The sequence below is a fragment of the Robiginitalea rubriflava genome (assembly GCF_052540725.1).
This window is the reverse complement of sequence record NZ_CP199309.1, coordinates 25,001-41,770: the sequence shown is the minus strand read 5'-3', so window position 1 is coordinate 41,770 and position 16,770 is coordinate 25,001. Positions and strand designations below refer to the sequence as shown.

Genomic DNA, 16,770 nt, shown 5'->3' with positions numbered 1-16,770 from the left:
ATTCAAAATATTAGGTTTTTTACTAATAAAGTAATATATTAGCTATTAAACTAATATTATGATAGCTGTACTCACCGGGGATGTCATTAATTCGGCTAACTATCCACCTGAAAGCTGGCTGGTTGATCTCAAATCCCTTTTAGAAAGTCTTGGAAGCAATCCGGAAGACTGGGAGATTTACAGGGGTGATGAGTTTCAGGTTCGCCTGAACGCGTCAGAGGCCCTGCAAACCGCCATCCGCATTAAGGCACAGCTCAAACGCCGGAAAGGGATGGATGTAAGAATTGGCATAGGATTGGGAGAAGAATCGTACCGGGCTGCAAAAGTAAGTGAGTCCAATGGCCCTGCGTACCAGGCTTCAGGCGGGGTTTTTGACCGCCTCCGGGATGAAAAACTTCACTTGCAACTTTCCAGCGGCAATGCTGCGGCAGACACCGGAATGAACCTGATGCTGAAATTGGCATCGGACTTTATGGATGACTGGAGCCCGGTTTCAGCGGAAGCCATCCTGAAAGTTTTGCAATCCCCCGGGGTCTCCCAGGAACAGATGGCCTGCGAACTCGGGATACAGCAATCGGCAGTTAGCCAGCGCTTAAGCAGGGCGCGCCTGGACCTTTTGGAAGAATTGTTATCCTATTACACCAAACAATACCTAAAATCCATAAGATGATATTTTTAAAACTCCTCCTGGCGCACCTTATCGGAGATTTTATCCTGCAAACCAATAAGGGAGTTGTGCATAAAGAAGCCAACAAGGCGGCGTCCTGGTTCTTATACCTGCACCTGCTTATCCACTTCTGCCTGCCACTACTCTTACTATGGGACCTGAACTACTGGAAACTGGCCCTGGCACTGGCCCTTTCCCATGGGGTTATAGATCTGATCACCCTCTATACCCGGCACTGGTACAAACTAAAAAGCATTCCTTTTTTCCTGGACCAGGCAGCCCATCTGATCGTATTGTTCATATTGGCTTCCTATCCGGATACCCGTAAGGCCTTCCTGGTTTTAGTGGAAAATCTGGACTGGCCCCTGATAACCGGCCTTGTTTTTGTAACCTACCCCGCGGCCATTGTAATGACCAAAATTTTGGAGGGATTTTCCGAAAGGATCCCAACGGACCATAAATCGCTGCCAAATGCCGGAAAATATATCGGGATGATCGAAAGGCTGCTCGTATTCCTCTTTATTTTATTGAACCGCTGGGAGGCTATTGGCCTGCTGATTGCCGCGAAGTCCGTCTTTCGTTTTAACGATCTGAAAGAAAGCAATAACCGAAAGTGGACCGAATACATACTTATTGGAACGCTGCTGAGTTTTGGTCTGGCTATTCTGGCCGGCCTGGCAGTGCGTTTTGTCTCCTGATAGTTGGATCACTTTTGCACAATTCTCAATAGATACCCCTTCACAGCTACAAAAATTCAAAGGAAGGCCGCCTCGTTTAACGGGAATCTTTTTTCTACCTGTAGCTCTGGAGGCCTTTCAAATTCTTTTTATCTTCACAGCCTGTTGTAGAAAATTTATCAGTTGTGGGCAGGAAATACGTTTTTGACTTTGACAGCACCCTAACCCAGGTGGAAGCCCTGGATATCCTGGCCGAAATCAGCCTGCGCGACCGGGCAGACAGGGACGAAATTATCCGAGAGATTCAGGAAATAACCAATCTTGGGATCGATGGGGATATCTCCTTTACGGAGTCCCTGGAGCGGCGGATCAAACTACTCAATGCCACCCGGGAAGACCTGCAGGAACTCATCGCTAGATTAAAAAACCGTATCTCCCGTTCCATCAGCAGTAACAAGGAGTTTTTCCAGAAGTACGCCTCCGATATCTACGTGATATCCTGTGGCTTTAAAGAATTTATAGATCCAATCGTACAGGCCTATGATATTCCGGAAGAACGGGTTTACGCCAACAATTTTGAGTTTGACGAAAATGGCAAGATAATCGGTTTTGACACCGCGAATGTACTGGCTACACACAATGGTAAAATTGCCTGTCTGAAGGCCCTGAACCTGCCCGGCGAAGTTCAGGTGATCGGGGATGGCTACAGCGATTATGTAATGCGCGAGGCGGGCATCGCCCACAAATTTTTTGCGTATACGGAAAATGTCCACCGACAGAAGGCAGCTGCACATGCCGATCATATTACACCGAACCTGGATGAATTTTTATATATAAACGATTTGCCAAGAAATCTTTCTTACCCCAAAAACCGAATCAAAATATTGTTGTTGGAGAATGTTCATCCGGCTGCCTTTGAGAACCTTTCCGAAGACGGGTTCTCAGTGGAATTGATCAAACACAGCCTTTCAGAACAGGAACTGATTGAAAAAATCAAAGGGGTGCATGTACTGGGGATCCGCTCCAAGACCCGCGTGACCAAAAAAGTACTGGATGCAGCCAATAAATTGCTGGTGGTAGGTGCTTTTTGCATAGGAACCACCCAGATTGAACTTGAATATGCCAAGCAAAAGGGGGTTGTGGTTTTTAATGCGCCCTACAGCAACACCCGTTCGGTTGTAGAACTGGCCATAGGGGAAATAATTATGCTGATGCGCAGTATTTTTCCAAGAAGTACTGAATTGCACAACGGCCAATGGAATAAAACGGCTGCCAATTCCAAAGAAATAAGGGGTAAGAACCTCGGAATAGTCGGTTACGGGAATATCGGAAAGCAACTCTCCGTTTTGGCGGAAGCCATGGGGATGCGTGTATACTACTACGATATTAACGACAGGCTGGCCCTGGGGAATGCCACTAAATGTGAAACTTTGGAAGATTTACTGAATGTATCCGATGTGGTTACCCTTCACGTAGATGACAACCCTGCCAATAAAAATTTCATCAGCACCAGGGAAATTAACCAAATGCGAAGGGGAGCCTATCTCATTAACTTGTCCAGGGGCTTTGTGGTAGATATTGCGGCCCTGGACGCTGCCCTGAAAGATGGTAAACTCTCCGGGGCTGCCATCGATGTTTATCCGGAAGAACCTGCTGCCAACGGTTCCTTTGAAACCCTGCTCAGCGGGCATCAAAATGTGATCTTAACTCCGCACATTGGAGGCAGTACTGAAGAGGCACAACGGGATATTGCGGATTTCGTCCCCAATAAGATCATGGAGTATATCAATGCAGGCAGCACAGTGGATGCCGTGAATTTTCCCAATATCCGACTGCCCAAACAACAGAATGCCCATCGTTTTCTGCATATCCATAAGAACGTTCCGGGAATTATGGCTCACATAAACCAGGTACTTGCTACTTATGATATGAATATCACAGGGCAGTATCTCTCCACGGACAGCGAGGTAGGCTATGTGATCTCTGACCTGGACAAGGACTATAACAAGGAGGTGATTAAAGCCCTTAAAGGGATTGAGCACACCATCAAGTTCCGGGTACTCTATTAATAGCTGGTATTTTCAGACGCTGTATTAATTTACATCCCTCCACGAGCTGGTTTGGTATACCAATGGCTTAATCATTGTGGTAGGGATCGCCTTTCAGAATGCTGAAGGCCCTGTAGAGTTGTTCTACTGCAATCATACGGACCTGCTGATGGTTAAAAGTCATTTTGGAAAGGCTGATAAGGTCATCTGCTTTTTCCCGTAATTCGTCTGTAAATCCATAGGCTCCGCCGATAACCAATAAGAGCCGCTTGGGGCCGGAGTTCATACTTTTCTGAATATGCCGGGAAAACCCCCTTGAGCTGAATTGTTTTCCTTTCTCATCCAAAAGCCACAACCGGTCTCCCGGAAGCAATTGCTTCTGCAGCTGAGCGCATTCTTTTTCTTTCAATTTAGCCTGATCCATACCCCCGGCACCTTTAATATCCGGGAGGTAAATTATTTCGAAGGGGATATAGCGTTTGAGCCGCTGCGCATATAATTCTATAAGTTGTTGCAGCGCCGGCGAATCAGTCTTTCCTGTTGCGAGTAGTACAATTTTCACAGGGTAAAAGTAAGATATCCGTGGAACTTCTGCCTGCCTCATGCAGGCTGCCCGGGAAATTGTTTGGACAAAGGGTCGGGATCTTGAAAAGACCGAACTTTCCGCAAACTATTTATTACTTTAGCGGCACAATAGAATTACATGATTTCAGCCGCTAAATTTCAGGAAGAATTGGACTTGATAATAGCCAATGCTCTTCGCGAAGATATAGGGGATGGCGACCACAGCTCCCTGGCCTGTATTCCGGCTTCTGCCCGTGGAAAAGCGCGTCTTCTGGTAAAGGATGAAGGACTTTTGGCCGGAGTTGATTTCGCACGCCGGGTTTTTGAAAAAGTGGATCCTTCCATGGAAATGGAAGTACTGCTCCAAGATGGCAGTCCGGTTACATACGGAGACACGGCCTTCTACATCAGTGGACCTTCCAGGAATATTCTGCAGGCAGAACGATTGGTCCTCAACGCCATGCAACGGATGAGTGCCATAGCCACCAAGACATCGAAATACGTAAAACTGCTGGAAGGAACCGGTACCAAAATCCTGGACACCCGGAAAACCACCCCTGGAATCAGGGCCCTTGAGAAATGGGCCGTAAAAATCGGAGGGGGCGAGAATCATCGATTTGCCCTTTATGATATGATAATGCTCAAAGACAACCATATCGATTTTGCCGGGGGAATTACCCAGGCCATTCAACAGTCAAAAGACTATCTCAAAAAGCATTCAAAAGACCTGAAAATTATTGTCGAAGCCCGGAATTTGGAGGAGGTTTCGGAAATCCTCAAGTCTGAAGGCATCCACCGAATCCTCCTGGATAATTTCAATTACGAGGATACACGGAAAGCGGTACAATTGATAGCCGGGCGCTGCCAAAGCGAATCTTCCGGAGGGATCAATGAAAAAACCCTGCGGAAATACGCAGATTGCAGGGTTGATTATATTTCCAGCGGGGCCCTGACCCATTCCGTATCCAATATGGACCTTAGTTTAAAGGCAGTTTAGATGGCGAATAACCGGGCTGATAAACTGGAAAGAATTCCACTGATACGCTGGTTGGTGTTTGTGCTTAAAAGGGTACGCCTCAAGGCCTTTGAAGGACTTTCCCTTTTTGACCTGGTGGTTATGTACAGTCGTGGAATCATACGCGGGGCCCTTTCCACCCGGGCCAGCGCCATTGCATTTAGCCTGTTTATGGCCCTGTTCCCGCTGGTATTGTTTTTGCTGACACTGGTCCCTTTTGTTATTCCGTATGTCAGTGTAGGGAACAGCGATTTTGACACCCAGTTTTTAAGTTTTCTGGAGTCTTTCCTGCCCTCAGCCACCGGCGATTATTTTACAGAAATCTATCAACAGCTAAAAGACCAGAAAAGGGGAGGCCTCTTGTCTTCCACCTTCCTGATTTCCACTTTTTTGATGGCCAATGGCGTAAATGCAATTTTCAGTGGCTTTGAGACCAGTTATCACATAGAACTCACCCGGAATTTTTTTAAGCAATACGCCTATGCATTAATGGTGGGCCTGATCCTGTCTCTGCTGCTTATCCTCGGGGCGGTGGTCTATGTGTATTTTGAATTCTACGTACTGGGTTATCTCTCTGATTTTACAGCCAAGACCAGCGGTGTGGCTCTGGGTGAAGGTGAAATTTTGGGGGCTCAGATCGGGAAAGTGCTGTTTTTTATATTACTCACTTATTTTACTACTGCTATCCTCTACTATTTCGGGACAAGACAGGGAAAAAGCGCTCGTTTTTTTTCCTACGGAGCCCTGATGACCACCCTGCTGATACTACTGACTTCTTACCTGTTTGGTATATATATTGACGAATTTGCCACCTACAATGAACTTTATGGAGCCCTGGGAGGTTTATTGATCCTTATGGTCTACATTTGGCTGAATAGCAATATTCTGCTGCTTGGCTTTGAGTTAAATGCCACTTTGAATTACCTCCGAAAAAACCTTGAAAAGAATGAATAAAAGGACTGTGCTCAGTATTTTAATCTGTATGTTGCCCTTGTTAGCCTGTGGACAGAGTGTTACTGGTTTCTGGAAGACAATTGACGACAGGACGGGGCGGGCCAAGGCCCTCGTGGAGGTTTATACCAAGGAAAATAAGCTTTATGGAAAAGTTCGTAAAATCCTGGAGGAAGGAAAAGCCGATGCCCGCTGCGAAAAATGTGATGGCAAACGCAAGGACAAGCCCATTGAAGGAATGACCATCATTACCGGATTGGATAAGTCCGGCACCCATGAGTGGAAGGGAAAGTATTTGTTCGATCCCGAACAGGGGATGACCTTTCGCGCCAAAATCTGGTGGGACCCGGAAAACCCCGAACAATTAAAGGTTCGCGGATACCTGGCCTTCCTATACCGGACTCAGACCTGGGTTAGGGCCGAAAAGCAATAGCTATGCGTTATTTTGTCGATGTCTTGCTTCCCATTCCGCTTGAAAGGAATTTTACGTATTCCATAAACGCTGAGGAAAAGCAATTGCTGGAGCCGGGCATGCGCATAGCGGTTCCCTTTGGAAAATCCAAATTGTATACCGGGATTGTCCTGGAAGTACACCAGCGGGCTCCCGAGGCCTATGAGGCAAAAGAAATTTACCGCATCCTGGATGAGAGCCCATTGGTCTCTGCCGCACAATTGGAGCACTGGAATTGGATTGCTCATTATTATATGTGTACCCTGGGAGAGGTGTTCCGCTCAGCAGTTCCTTCTGTTTTTTTACTGGAAAGTGAAACCAGGGTTCGGAAAGGAGAGGCGGCAGGGCAGCAGCAAGAGCCCCTGAATGATTCTGAGTATCTGATCCTTGAAGCCCTGGACCACCAGGAAGTTTTATCGGTTACTGAAATTAGCGAGATCATCGACCGCAAACAGGTACTACCCCTTTTAAATCGTATGCTGGGAAAGGGAGCCATTCTAATGGAAGAACGCCTGCAGAAAGGATACACCCCCAAAAAAGTACGGTATCTGCGCCTCCATCCGGACTACAGGGAAGAATCATCCCTGCAGGCACTGCTCGATTCCATGAGTCGTGCGCCGGCACAGAGCCGCCTTATTTTACAACTTTTCCAGTTGCAGCAGGGAAGGGAGAAACCTGTAAAAAGCAAAGAACTGGAAGAGCGGGCGCAAAGTTCAAGATCCGTTGTCCGAGCCTTGCTGGATAAAGAAATACTGCAGGAGTATTTCCTGGAAGAAGACCGGGTCATTTTTGATGGGACCGCCCCCGGAAAGCTTGAGGTCCAGCTAAATGAGGAACAGCTGCAGGCTTGTGCTGACATACGATCTGCATTTGCAACAGACCGTGTAACGCTTTTGCATGGGGTTACCGCTTCAGGGAAAACCGAGGTGTATATTGAATTGATCAGGGAATTTCTGCGCAAGGGGAAGCAGGTGTTGTACCTGGTACCTGAAATCGCCCTGACTGCCCAACTGACTTCCCGCCTACAACTGGTTTTCGGGCAGCGGGTAGTGGTTTTTCATTCCAGGCAAAACCAGCAGGAAAGAGCTGAGATATGGTACCATGTGCGGCAGGCCGGTGAAAAAGCCTCTGTTATTCTGGGTGCCCGTTCGTCGCTATTCCTGCCTTTTAGGGAACTCGGGTTGGTAATCGTAGATGAGGAACACGAAAACACTTATAAACAGTTTGATCCTGCCCCGCGTTACCATGCCAGGGATGCTGCAATTGTACTGGCCAGGAGGGCGGGGGCATCTGTTTTGCTGGGCTCTGCTACTCCAAGCGTAGAAAGCTTCTACAATGCACAAATTGGAAAATATGGTTATGCCCGCTTATCCCGGAGATACTCTGAGGTCCTTTTGCCGGAAATGGAGTTGGTGGACCTGGGCGTACAGTATCGTAAAAAACGGATGACAGGTCATTTTTCGGAACGCTTGCTGGAGGAGATTCGACTGGCCCTGCAGGCGCACCGGCAAATCATCTTGTTTCAGAACCGCAGGGGTTTTGCCCCGGTGGTGGAGTGCAAAACCTGCGGGCATGCCCCGCAATGCCCAAACTGCGATGTAAGCCTGACGTTTCATCAGCGACGCAACGAATTGCGTTGTCATTACTGTGGCTTTCACAAAGCCCTGGATCCTGCCTGTGAGGCTTGTGGCAACCCAACCCTTGACACCAAAGGCCTTGGGACTGAACAGGTTGAAACCGAGCTTTCGGAATTGTTTCCGGAAGCTAATTTGGCTCGTATGGACCTGGATACCACCCGGGGAAAATATGCTTATCAGCAGATCATTTCAGAGTTCGAGGCAGGCGAAATCGATATCCTTGTAGGGACACAAATGCTGAGCAAAGGATTGGATTTCAGAAATGTAGCCCTTGTTGGGGTTATGAATGCGGACTCCCTGTTGAATTTTCCGCATTTCCGGGCACACGAACGCTGTTTTCAACTGTTGACGCAGGTGGCGGGCCGCGCTGGAAGGACAGCCGAGCGGGGAAGGGTAATTATACAAACCTATAACCCCTACCACCAGATATTAAAGCAGGTAGCGGCAGACGATTTCGAGGGCATGTTCAGGGATCAGCTCTATGAGCGGGAACAATTCCATTACCCTCCAGCAGTTCGGATAATCAAAATTACCTTCAGGCACAAAGAGTACAACCGCGTAGGGGAGGGCGCGGCCTGGTTTGCACGTTTTATGCGGCAGCTGTTCGGGGAGCAGGTTTTAGGTCCTGAATTCCCGCCCATAGCCCGAATCCGCAATCAGTATCACAAAAACATATTATTGAAGATTCCATCCGGACAATCCCTGTCACAAACAAAAAATAGCATTAAAAGAATTGAACGTTCCTTTAATGCTATTTCACAATACAGAAGTATTCGTCTGATCTATAATGTGGACTATATTTGATTAAACATTGCTCAGGGCCTCGGCCAGCTCGGTCTTTTTGTTCCGGCTCAGCGGTATAGAGCGCCCGCTTACTTCAACGTTTTTACTATTGAATTTCTCAATCTTCTCCAGATTTACAATATAGGATTTGTGGATCCGCAAAAATTTGTCAGAAGGCAATTGTTTTTCAAAAGCTTTCATTGTAGAAAGGATCACGATATTGGCTTCATCGGTTACTAATTTTATATAGTCTCCGAGTGCTTCAATCCACTTGATGTCATTCAGGATTACCTTCCTTTTCTTCAGATTGCTCTTTACAAAGATATGCTCTTCATCTTCCGCAACCTTGTGCATTTGCTCGTACTTGGATACCGCCCGTTTTACGGAGGCATCAAAGCGGGCCATTGTTATGGGCTTGTGCAAATAATCGGTTACATCATAATCAAAAGCTTTGAGTGCATAATCCGGCTTTCCGGTGATTAGAATTACCTGTGGCGGGTTCTCAAGGGACTCCAAAAGGTCGAATCCGTTGATAATGGGCATTTCCACATCCAGGAAAATCAGATCAATTTCGTTGTTCTTGATGCCGTTTTTGGCCTCAATAGCGTTGCTGTACTCAGCAACAAGGGCTAAATTCGGATGATTGTTCACCAACTTTGCAACTGCCATACGCTGCATTGATGAGTCATCAACGACGATACTTCTTAATTTCATAAATGGTTGATTTGTGGGGTTAAATCATCGACAAATTACATAAAATACACGCTTAAGTGCAACAAAAGTTGTAAACATTGCACGGAAAACTGTACGATTGACAATGACCATAGTTTAAATTTTGGGTTTTAGGTTAAGCTTGAAATTTAAGATTCTTCTACCTATAACGAAGTTTTTTTCTATTTCTTGTAAATGCTTGGAAGAATTCTTACTTTTGCGCTCCTTTTAAATAATTTAATTATATGAACCATTACGAAACTGTTTTCATTTTAAATCCCGTTCTGTCTGAGACCCAGATAGAGGAAACAGTGAAGAAATTTGAAGATTTCTTGACAAAAAATGGCGCCAAAATGGTGTCTAAAGAAAATTGGGGCCTGAAAAAACTGGCATACCCGATTCAGCACAAAAAAAGTGGTTTTTACCATCTTTTTGAATTCACAGCTCCCGGGGAGGTTTTAACTCCTTATGAGCAGGAATTTAAACGCGATGAGCGCATTATGCGTTTTTTGACCGTAAAACTGGACAAGCACGCCATTGAGTGGGCGGAAAAAAGACGAACAAAATTAAAAGCTAAAGCGTAAGGATATGGCCACTTTACAACAACAGGCAAAAGGTAAGAAAGATGGGGAGATACGGTATCTGACCCCATTGAACATCGAAACCAGCAAGCAAAAGAAATATTGCCGGTTCAAGAAATCAGGCATCAAGTATATCGATTACAAGGATCCGGATTTTCTGATGAAACTGGTTAATGAACAAGGGAAAATTCTTCCCCGCCGGCTTACCGGAACTTCATTAAAATACCAGCGAAAAGTTGCTCAGGCAATCAAAAGGGCACGCCACCTGGCGCTAATGCCGTATGTAGGAGATCTATTAAAATAAAGTCAGAGGGATCATGGAATTAATACTTAAGCAAGACGTTGACAACCTTGGTTTCAAGGACGATTTGGTAACTGTAAAAAACGGTTACGGGCGCAATTATCTTATCCCTCAGGGAAAAGCAGTACTGGCTACACCTTCAGCAAAGAAGGTTTTGGCTGAGAACCTAAGACAAAAGGCGCATAAGGAAAAACAGGCAATTGAAGAGGCTGAAAAGCTTTCAGAAACCCTGAAGGGGCTGGAGATCAAAATCCCGGCGAAGGTTGGTGAAGCAGATAAATTATTTGGTTCGGTTACCAATATCGACCTGGCGGCTGCCCTTGAGAAGGAAGGCCACTCAATTGATAAGAAATACATCAGTATCAAAGGAGGCGCTATCAAAAGGGCCGGGCCCTATGAGGCTGAAATTCGTCTGCACCGCGAGGTACAGCTTGAATTCCCCTTTGAGGTGGTTGGAGAGAAGAAATAATTCTCAAAGCATTAACAATAAGTCCACTCTTCCAGCCGGGAGAGTGGACTTTTTATATCCGGAATTTTCATGAAATACACTAGGTTGAGCAAAGAGCAACTGCAGGAGCTGCACCCGGAATTCATCAATTTCCTGGCCACCCAATCCATTACAGGCAGTGAGTGGGAAGCCATTAAAAGGGATAAACCCGAAGTTGCGGAGGAGGAAATTGACATTTTTTCGGATCTCATTTGGGAAGGAGTGCTGGCCAAAGTAGCCTACCTCGAAAATATCAGTGCCCAGCACATGCATTTGTTTGAAACGGCGGAAAAGGAAATCAGGCTCATTTCAGTAAAAGTGATGAACCCGAATATTGACCTGCAGACTCAGGAAGGATTTTCCTGGTTCCGTAAAAACTGGCAGTCTGACTTTGTTGAATACTTGACGGCTTCCAAGGCGTACACCGCAGACCCCAGTAAAGACAAGTTTGAGCTGATACAGCAGGGGGCCGTGATCACCAAAGGGGAGTTGTTCCGCTGGTTTGATCAAATCATTGAAAACTAAGCCGGAGGTTTACCGTGCCTAAAACGGCTTTCTCTTATATTTGCATCACTGAAACGCATTATGGGACAGAAACCATCCATTCCGAAGGGCACGCGCGATTTTTCGCCCGCAGAAGTCAGCCGTCGCAATTATATTATCAGCATTATCCGGCAGCAATTTGAGCAGTTTGGCTTTCAGCCTATTGAAACCCCTTCCTTTGAAAACTACGATACCCTGATGGGTAAATACGGGGAGGAAGGAGACCGGTTAATTTTTAAGATTCTGAATTCCGGAGATTACCTGAAAAAGGTGAATCCTGAAGATTACGCCCAAAAGGATATTCAAAAACTGACTCCTCAGTTAAGCGAGAAAGCGCTTCGCTACGACCTTACGGTGCCCTTTGCGCGTTATGTGGTGATGCACCAGAACGAAATTGACTTCCCCTTTAAACGCTACCAGATCCAGCCTGTATGGCGTGCAGACCGGCCTCAGAAAGGCCGCTTCCGGGAATTTTACCAATGCGATGCCGATGTGGTGGGCAATGCAGGACTGTTACAGGAACTGGAATTCATACAGTTATACGACAGGGTTTTCAGGGATCTGGGGCTCTCAGGGGTTACCATAAAACTAAACCACCGCAAAGTATTGTCGGGGATTGCAGAACTTATCGGGGCTTCTGACAAACTGGTAGATTTTACGGTCGCCCTGGACAAACTGGACAAGATTGGACAGGAGAAGGTAAAAGCTGAAATGCTGGAAAAAGGTATTTCCAGAGAAGCCATTGAACAAGCCGCCCCTCTTTTTGATTTAAACGATGCAGCCGAACCCCTTTCTGCCCTGGAAGACCTGCTGAAAAACTCGGTAACCGGAAGTGAAGGCGTGGCAGAGCTCAAATACCTGCTGGCCCAGACCGCTTCCCTGGGGCTGCAAAGTTGCCGCCTGCAGCTGGATGTGACCCTGGCCCGTGGGCTGAATTATTACACCGGGACGATTTTTGAAGTTTCCGCGCCACAGGGGGTGGATATGGGTTCTATAGGAGGAGGCGGACGTTATGATGACCTCACCGGTATCTTTGGCCTGAATGACGTTAGCGGGGTTGGCATTTCATTTGGCCTGGATAGGATTTACCTGGTACTGGAACAGCTCGGTTTATTCCCGGAACAACTGGATCAGGCCCTGGATGTCTTCTTTGTGAATTTTGGCAAAAAGGAAGGTGAAGCTGCCTTAAAGCTCCTTATGCAAGTTCGAAGCAAAGGGGTTCGGGCCGATATGTATCCCACGGACACCAAGGTGGGCAAGCAATTCAAATATGCCGACAAGCGAAATATTCCCCTGGTTGTCCTTATAGGGGAAGAAGAATTGCAATCCGGTGAATTTACCGTGCGCAATATGCGCAATGGCAGTCAGACCAATTACCGGCTGGACCAATGGGAAGAATTTACGGCAACCCTAAAGCATTGACCTTATTTGCCTGATCACGCTGCCGTAATAGGATCGCTCATGGGGTACGTAGGCCTGTCGCATTGAAAGCCCCCATACCTTATCTGCAAAAGCGATAAGCGACTCCCAACGGACTTCCGCAACTTCTGATGCCTGTAGTTGAAAAGCTTCAACCGGGAGATCGAGACGGCTCAGATAGCAATGGTGAAATTCACAATCATGAATACCGCCTGGATGTTTTTGTTCAGATTTGAAGATCCGGTGAAAATACAGATCTGCAATGTGCAAATCCAGGCCCAGCTCTTCTCTGGCCTCCCTCAGTGCAGCTTCTTCTATCGCTTCCCCGGCGGCCACGTGGCCGGCAACGGAAACATCCCATAAACCCGGAAAGGTTTTTTTGGTCTCAGAACGTTTTTGAAGCAATACCTGCCCTCGGCCGTTATAGATCCATATGTGTACTGTAGGGTGAAAGAGTCCTTTTGAGTGCGCCTCGGATTTCAGGGTGCTTTTCCCTGTCGGAGTACCGTCCTCATTCCAGATGTCGATCCGTTCGTCCATAGGAAACCAGCTTTCCCATCAGTCAAAATAACTGAAGGTTTCCCCCTCTTTAATGGTCAGCAGTGTTTCGTAAATGAGGCGGATTACATTGGCCACGTCTTCCCGGTGTACGGTTTCCACAGTTGTGTGCATGTAGCGCAGCGGAAGGGAAATCAGTGCAGAGGCCACCCCCCCGTTGCTATAGGCGAAGGCATCGGTATCCGTCCCGGTACTTCTGGAGGCCGCCAGTCGCTGAAAAGGTATTTTCTTAGCTTCGGCGGTTTCCAGGATGCGTTCCCTTAGTTTATTCTGAACGGCAGGAGCGTAGGAGATCACAGGGCCGGCCCCTATCTCGGTTTTGCCCTCTTTCTTCTGGTCGATCATTGGGGTTGTGGTATCGTGGCAAACGTCTGTAATAATGGCTGCATTCGGACGGATACGCTGGGTGATCATTTCAGCTCCTCTCAGACCAATTTCCTCCTGCACGGAATTGGTAATGTACAATCCGAAAGGAAGTTTCTTTTTGTTTTCGTGCAACAGCCTGGCCACCTGTGCGATCATAAAGCCACCAGCCCTGTTGTCTATTGCCCGGCAGACAAATTTATCCTTGTTCAGGATGTGAAAAGTATCGGGGTAGGTGATAACACATCCCACATGTACCCCTAATTTTTCTACCTCCTCTTTATCCTTGGCCCCGATATCGATAAAAATATTTTCAATTTTCGGCGGCTCTTCTTTGGATTTGTCCCGGGTGTGGATGGCTGGCCACCCGAAGATACCCTTAACAATCCCTTTTTTAGTATGAATGTCTACCCATTTGGAAGGGGCGATCTGGTGGTCACTTCCCCCATTGCGAATCACATAGATAAGGCCGTTGTCTGTGATATAGTTCACATACCAGGAAATTTCATCCGAATGCCCTTCAATAACCACTTTATAAGGAGCATCCGGGTTAATCACCCCCACGGCCGTCCCATAGGTATCCGTAATAAAAGTATCTACATAGGGTTTCAGGTAATTCATCCAGATTTTCTGGCCTTCCCATTCGTAGCCGGTAGGGGAGGCATTATTCAGGTATTTTTCGAAAAATTTAAGCGATTCAGCATTCAGGATGGATTCGATTTTCATAGGAATGTGTTTGCTGCAAACTTACTAATATTCACGTTTATTTAATAGAAAGACATGCCCTTTATATGTACTTTTGACCCGGCTTATGAGAGAACTGAAAATTCCAAACCTGCTTTGGGGTATCACCCTGTTAGGACTCCCTTTGTCTGCCCTGGCACAAATTCCGGAGGAGCCCATTGATTCGCTTACCGAAAAGCTCATCATCATTGAAGGTGATTCCATCTTCAAAAGCTCCATCGAATTGGACGAGGTTTACATATTCGGGAAACTGCAATTTGACAGCTATAAGGATAAGCTACGCTATTATATACTCAGGAGGAAGACCATAAAAGTATATCCGTATGCAAAGCTCGCCTCCGAGAGGTTGGTTTCGCTGAACGAGCGCCTTTCCAAGATTAAATCCAATCGCAAGCGAAAACGGTATACCAAGGTGGTGCAGCGTTATATTGAAGAGGAGTTTTCAGCTGAGTTAAAAAAGCTTACCCGTACGGAGGGGCAGATCCTGGTAAAACTGATTTACCGGCAAACCGGGGTGACAGCATTTGATCTGGTTAAAGAATTGCGAAGCGGCTGGCGGGCCTTTTGGTATCAGACCACTGCAAAGATGTTTAAGATCAGCATCAAGGAAGAATACCATCCCGAGAGCATTCACGAAGACTATCTTATTGAAGACATACTACAAAGGGCTTTTGCTTCCGGACAGCTGCAGCGGCAGGCCTCTGTACTCGAATACGATTTTGCCGCACTCACCAATAAATGGAAGCAGGAAAAAAAGACTAAGGAATAGTTGCAGCGGTACATTTTTTTTCTTAAATTTTAGGTCCTTTTTTTGAGGTGATTTACAGCAATTTTCTAGTTATAAGCACATTAGAATTTTGCTTCAAAAAAAAGAAAAAAATAACCTCAGATATTAGTTGTTTTTCAAAAAAACCATTTTATATTTGCACCCGCTTTTGAGGCGAACTATGGATAGTTTTGTTGAGGGGGCGAGAGAGTAAGAGAAAAAGTTCATTGACATATTGACAGACAGCGTACGCTTTTTTTTTGGGTTTTGGTTTTGACAGACCGGGGCTTATATGAGAGAAGCATTTTGTACAAATAAACAACATCCGTCAAGGAATTATATAACAACCTGGACCGAGTTGGGAGGACTGTTTCTGGTGAGATATTTTGGTATTGCATTTATTTGATTAAGTACAATATTTAAGAAACTACGATGAAGAGTTTGATCCTGGCTCAGGATGAACGCTAGCGGCAGGCCTAACACATGCAAGTCGAACGGTAACAGGGAAAAGCTTGCTTTTCCGCTGACGAGTGGCGCACGGGTGCGTAACGCGTATGGAACCTACCCTTTACAGGGGGATAGCCCGGAGAAATCCGGATTAATACCCCATAGTACTACTTTAAGGCATCTTATTAGTAGTTAAAGTTTTAACGGTAGAGGATGGCCATGCGTCCTATTAGCTAGATGGTGAGGTAACGGCTCACCATTGCTACGATAGGTAGGGGCCCTGAGAGGGGGATCCCCCACACTGGTACTGAGACACGGACCAGACTCCTACGGGAGGCAGCAGTGAGGAATATTGGACAATGGTCGAGAGACTGATCCAGCCATGCCGCGTGCAGGAAGACGGCCCTACGGGTTGTAAACTGCTTTTATACGGGAAGAATAATACCCACGTGTGGGTAGATGACGGTACCGTAAGAATAAGGACCGGCTAACTCCGTGCCAGCAGCCGCGGTAATACGGAGGGTCCGAGCGTTATCCGGAATCATTGGGTTTAAAGGGTCCGCAGGCGGGCTAATAAGTCAGGGGTGAAAGTTTGCGGCTCAACCGTAAAATTGCCTTTGATACTGTTAGTCTTGAGTTGTGGTGAAGTGGCCGGAATATGTGGTGTAGCGGTGAAATGCATAGATATCACATAGAACACCGATTGCGAAGGCAGGTCACTAACCACACACTGACGCTGATGGACGAAAGCGTGGGGAGCGAACGGGATTAGATACCCCGGTAGTCCACGCCGTAAACGATGGATACTAGCTGTCGGGACTTCGGTCTCGGCGGCCAAGCGAAAGTGATAAGTATCCCACCTGGGGAGTACGTTCGCAAGAATGAAACTCAAAGGAATTGACGGGGGCCCGCACAAGCGGTGGAGCATGTGGTTTAATTCGATGATACGCGAGGAACCTTACCAGGGCTTAAATGTAGTGGGACAGGTCCAGAGATGGACCCTTCTTCGGACTCATTACAAGGTGCTGCATGGTTGTCGTCAGCTCGTGCCGTGAGG

The 16,770-nt window shown here is 46.7% G+C and carries 17 protein-coding genes and 1 rRNA gene (1 of these 18 running past the window's edge); 14 read left to right on the top strand and 4 right to left on the bottom strand.

The genetic code is table 11. From position 1 onward, the window contains the following. Positions 1–58 precede the first annotated feature (58 nt). From ACT6NU_RS00225 to serA, 3 genes are all read left to right on the top strand, one after another. Positions 59–670, top strand: a complete 612-nt coding sequence (locus tag ACT6NU_RS00225) for a hypothetical protein (protein WP_445382445.1) — start codon at positions 59–61, stop codon at positions 668–670. Beyond that, a complete protein-coding gene (locus tag ACT6NU_RS00220; protein ID WP_445382444.1) occupies positions 667–1,365 on the top strand; it encodes a DUF3307 domain-containing protein in 699 nt (232 codons plus the stop codon). The genes ACT6NU_RS00225 and ACT6NU_RS00220 overlap by 4 nt, the downstream gene beginning before the upstream one ends. 164 nt (positions 1,366–1,529) lie before the next feature. Next, positions 1,530–3,413, top strand: coding sequence for a phosphoglycerate dehydrogenase (gene serA / locus ACT6NU_RS00215; RefSeq protein WP_445382443.1), 1,884 nt, complete (start codon positions 1,530–1,532; stop codon positions 3,411–3,413). Between the two features lie 67 nt (positions 3,414–3,480). On the opposite strand, the gene ACT6NU_RS00210 is transcribed toward serA, so the two are convergent. After that, positions 3,481–3,954, bottom strand: coding sequence for a 23S rRNA (pseudouridine(1915)-N(3))-methyltransferase RlmH (locus ACT6NU_RS00210; RefSeq protein WP_445382442.1), 474 nt, complete (start codon positions 3,952–3,954; stop codon positions 3,481–3,483). A 141-nt stretch (positions 3,955–4,095) separates the two neighbouring features. On the opposite strand from ACT6NU_RS00210, the gene nadC reads away from it, so the two are divergent. From nadC to priA, 4 genes are read left to right on the top strand one after another with little or no spacing between them, the layout of a single operon-like run. Further along, the gene (gene nadC, locus ACT6NU_RS00205) at positions 4,096–4,953 is read left to right on the top strand and encodes a carboxylating nicotinate-nucleotide diphosphorylase (protein ID WP_445382441.1); all 858 of its coding nucleotides are present in this window, start codon (positions 4,096–4,098) and stop codon (positions 4,951–4,953) included. Continuing rightward, positions 4,954–5,925: a YihY/virulence factor BrkB family protein gene (locus ACT6NU_RS00200; RefSeq protein WP_445382440.1), complete on the top strand. Its 972-nt coding sequence runs from the start codon at positions 4,954–4,956 to the stop codon at positions 5,923–5,925. It begins immediately after the preceding gene. Continuing rightward, on the top strand, positions 5,918–6,355 hold the full coding sequence (locus tag ACT6NU_RS00195) for a DUF2147 domain-containing protein (RefSeq protein ID WP_445382439.1): 438 nt from the start codon (positions 5,918–5,920) through the stop codon (positions 6,353–6,355). Before ACT6NU_RS00200 ends, ACT6NU_RS00195 begins: the two co-directional genes overlap by 8 nt. A gap of 2 nt (positions 6,356–6,357) precedes the next feature. Beyond that, positions 6,358–8,814, top strand: a complete 2,457-nt coding sequence (gene priA, locus ACT6NU_RS00190) for a replication restart helicase PriA (RefSeq protein ID WP_445382438.1) — start codon at positions 6,358–6,360, stop codon at positions 8,812–8,814. On the opposite strand, the gene ACT6NU_RS00185 is transcribed toward priA, so the two are convergent. Continuing rightward, positions 8,815–9,507: a LytR/AlgR family response regulator transcription factor gene (locus ACT6NU_RS00185; RefSeq protein ID WP_445382437.1), complete on the bottom strand. Its 693-nt coding sequence runs from the start codon at positions 9,505–9,507 to the stop codon at positions 8,815–8,817. Positions 9,508–9,749: 242 nt separating this feature from the next. Between ACT6NU_RS00185 and rpsF the strand changes: the two genes are divergently transcribed. From rpsF to hisS, 5 genes are all read left to right on the top strand, one after another. Further along, positions 9,750–10,088: a 30S ribosomal protein S6 gene (rpsF, locus tag ACT6NU_RS00180; protein ID WP_445382436.1), complete on the top strand. Its 339-nt coding sequence runs from the start codon at positions 9,750–9,752 to the stop codon at positions 10,086–10,088. A gap of 4 nt (positions 10,089–10,092) precedes the next feature. Next, positions 10,093–10,389 (top strand): 30S ribosomal protein S18, encoded by a 297-nt coding sequence (gene rpsR, locus ACT6NU_RS00175; RefSeq protein ID WP_445382435.1) that lies wholly within the window; start codon positions 10,093–10,095, stop codon positions 10,387–10,389. A 13-nt stretch (positions 10,390–10,402) separates the two neighbouring features. Continuing rightward, positions 10,403–10,855, top strand: coding sequence for a 50S ribosomal protein L9 (gene rplI, locus ACT6NU_RS00170; RefSeq protein ID WP_445382434.1), 453 nt, complete (start codon positions 10,403–10,405; stop codon positions 10,853–10,855). 69 nt (positions 10,856–10,924) lie between these two features. Next, positions 10,925–11,398 (top strand): DUF6495 family protein, encoded by a 474-nt coding sequence (locus ACT6NU_RS00165; RefSeq protein ID WP_445382433.1) that lies wholly within the window; start codon positions 10,925–10,927, stop codon positions 11,396–11,398. A gap of 60 nt (positions 11,399–11,458) precedes the next feature. Further along, complete coding sequence (hisS, locus tag ACT6NU_RS00160; RefSeq protein ID WP_445382432.1) at positions 11,459–12,838, top strand: histidine--tRNA ligase; 1,380 nt, start codon at positions 11,459–11,461, stop codon at positions 12,836–12,838. Here hisS and ACT6NU_RS00155 read toward each other — a convergent pair. Continuing rightward, complete coding sequence (locus tag ACT6NU_RS00155) at positions 12,827–13,375, bottom strand: NUDIX hydrolase (RefSeq protein ID WP_445382431.1); 549 nt, start codon at positions 13,373–13,375, stop codon at positions 12,827–12,829. The two genes, hisS and ACT6NU_RS00155, sit on opposite strands and share 12 nt — an antisense overlap. Positions 13,376–13,393: 18 nt before the next feature. Continuing rightward, positions 13,394–14,482 carry a M42 family metallopeptidase gene (locus tag ACT6NU_RS00150; protein ID WP_445382430.1) on the bottom strand — a complete coding sequence of 363 codons (1,089 nt, stop codon included), beginning with the start codon at positions 14,480–14,482 and terminating at the stop codon, positions 13,394–13,396. 85 nt (positions 14,483–14,567) lie between these two features. Between ACT6NU_RS00150 and ACT6NU_RS00145 the strand changes: the two genes are divergently transcribed. Together ACT6NU_RS00145 and ACT6NU_RS00140 are read left to right on the top strand one after the other, a co-directional pair. After that, entirely contained in the window at positions 14,568–15,269 is a 702-nt protein-coding gene (locus ACT6NU_RS00145) for a DUF4294 domain-containing protein (RefSeq protein WP_445382429.1), read from the top strand. A 426-nt stretch (positions 15,270–15,695) separates the two neighbouring features. Next, positions 15,696–16,770, top strand: a 16S ribosomal RNA gene (locus ACT6NU_RS00140); it runs 452 nt beyond the window's last position.